Origin of the sequence: Flavobacterium pectinovorum (assembly GCF_022802975.1) — a bacterium.
Classification (GTDB): Bacteria; Bacteroidota; Bacteroidia; order Flavobacteriales; family Flavobacteriaceae; genus Flavobacterium; species Flavobacterium pectinovorum_B.
The window spans coordinates 1-1,312 of the sequence record NZ_JAFEVZ010000034.1 but is presented as its reverse complement, the minus strand read 5'-3'; the positions used below and the strand labels follow the sequence as shown (position 1 = coordinate 1,312).

At 40.0% G+C, this 1,312-nt stretch carries 1 protein-coding gene; it reads right to left on the bottom strand.

Features of this window, described 5'->3' with window-relative positions; translation table 11 throughout:
* Positions 1-1,312: hypothetical protein (locus tag FLV_RS19875; protein WP_243236498.1), on the bottom strand; the 1,312-nt coding region annotated here is incomplete at both ends.

The window sequence follows — 1,312 nt, the reverse complement described above, 5'->3', positions numbered from 1 at the left end:
TTATTTGGAGCAAGTCCTGCAAATATATTTGAGGTTTGATAAGTTGTTCCGTTCAGGCTATATTCCATTCCGGTTTGAGAAGCAATGGTAATTGTTCCTGTTGGAATGGCGCAAGTAGGCTGTACAACATTTAAGGTTGTTGGGATTGACGGAGCAGTTGGTACCGTACTGATTTTTACAGTTGTTGCTCCTGAATTAGTGGCGCAAGTTCCGTCGAGGTTATTTCGAACATACAGGGTGTAATTATTTGGTGCAAGTCCGGCAAACACATTTGAAATTTGATAAGTCGTTCCGTTCAAACTATACTCCATTCCGGTTTGGGGAGCAATGGTAATTGTTCCTGATTGAATGGCACAAGTAGGCTGTAAAACATTTAAGGTTGTTGGGATTGATGGAGCAGTTGGTACTGGATTGATTTTTACAGTTGTTGTTCCGGAATTAGCAGCGCAAGTTCCGTCCAGAGTATTTCTAACATATAATGTATAGTTATTTGGAGCAAGTCCGGCAAATGCATTTGAAGTTTGATAAGTTGTTCCGTTCAAACTATATTCCATTCCGGTTTGAGAAGCAATGGTAATTGTTCCTGTTGGAATGGCGCAAGTAGGCTGTACAACATTTAAGGTTGTTGGGATTGATGGAGCAGTTGGTACCGTATTGATTTTTACAGTTGTCGTTCCGGAATTAGCAGCGCAAGTTCCGTCCAGAGTATTTCTAATATATAATGTATAGTTATTTGGAGCAAGTCCTGCAAATATATTTGAGGTTTGATAAGTTGTTCCGTTCAAACTATATTCCATTCCGGTTTGAGAAGCAATGGTAATTGTTCCTGTTGGAATGGCACAAGTAGGCTGTACAACACTTGAAGTTGTTGGGATTGACGGAGCAGTTGGTACTGGGTTGATTTTTACAGTTGTCGTTCCAGAATTAGCAGCGCAAGTTCCGTCCAGAGTATTTCTAACATATAATGTATAGTTATTTGGAGCAAGTCCGGCAAACACATTTGAGATTTGATAAGTTGTTCCGTTCAAGCTATACTCTATTCCAGTTTGAAGAGCAATGGTAATTGTTCCTGTTGGAATGGCGCAAGTAGGCTGTACAACACTTGAAGCTGTTGGGATTGACGGAGCAGTTGGTACTGGGTTGATTTTTACAGTTGTCGTTCCAGAATTAGCAGCGCAAGTTCCATCCAGAGTATTTCTAACATATAATGTATAGTTATTTGGAGCAAGTCCGGCAAACACATTTGAGATTTGATAAGTTGTTCCGTTCAAGCTATACTCTATTCCAGTTTGAAGAGCAATGGTAATTGTTC